This is a genomic window from Leptospira idonii, assembly GCF_004770995.1.
Lineage (GTDB): Bacteria > Spirochaetota > Leptospiria > Leptospirales > Leptospiraceae > Leptospira_A > Leptospira_A idonii.
Genome location: NZ_RQHW01000076.1, coordinates 1 through 927 on the forward strand (window position 1 = coordinate 1; position 927 = coordinate 927).

General features: G+C 34.3%; 1 protein-coding gene. It reads right to left on the reverse strand.

Features of this window, described 5'->3' with window-relative positions:
• Positions 1-219: 219 nt before the first annotated feature.
• Positions 220-927, reverse strand: a 708-nt coding sequence (locus tag EHS15_RS19175; protein ID WP_167884277.1) for a hypothetical protein, incomplete at its 5' end; no start/stop codon positions are given.

A 927-nucleotide genomic window follows, 5' to 3' on the forward strand; every position in this document is an offset into this window, starting at 1 on the left:
CAAAATTAGATCAGGAAGAAATCATTTAACCTAATAAAAGTTAGAAGAGTGTGACTGGCGAATACTATATTTGTACACAATTAAGATTCATTATATGAACATCTTATTCTTTCTTAAGGGCGCCTCGTAATAGTTTTTATATTATTATCCTATTGCTTGAACCGACCCGGCTCTCCCTCGACGACAACGCTCGGTCGATCCGTGGCGCAGGGAAGGTTTTTACTGCTCATAATCATCCTCACTCTTAAGTTCTGGAATTGGACAATGATCTATAATGCGGGTAATTAAAATATTGGGCTCTTTCTCAAAACTTGTGTTACCTCGAACCGTGATAGCATTGCTCCTAGGTTTAAGCTTTTCTTCTTCCTTGGTTTCTGCCTCGCCTAAGGTATGAACAAAATCAATCCTATAAGTGAACAAATAATTTGGAGGACCATTCTCTCTTTTCATGGGTTCATAAGCACGATATGCACGAATTTCTATCTTCTTTATTGGATCAGTGAAAAAGCTTTGAGAATTACAATATGCATTGTCGTTTTTCCTTAATTTCTTAATCCATAATTCTTGAATTACTCCATTTTCATTTTTTATCTTTAACTTCTCTGCAAGAGGATTTGTAATATCTCTACCTATCAACCAAACAAATTCTTCATAATTCTTCTGTCCAAATACCTTTACCATATCCTTTACATATTTAACTATAACTAACTTCGCAATCTCTCTTGGATCCATATTATACTTATCAAAAAGTTGTTCACTGATCGTATCTTTATAATGTCTTACAAAATAAATATTACCTTCCAATAATTCCTCATCTGGACCTTGCAACCATTCTTTCCCAAATCTTTGACCAGGTTGCTTCTTCTCTTCTCCTAATTCCTTACATGTTATTGCCAAAGGCAATAACACAATAAACAATAAACTAAA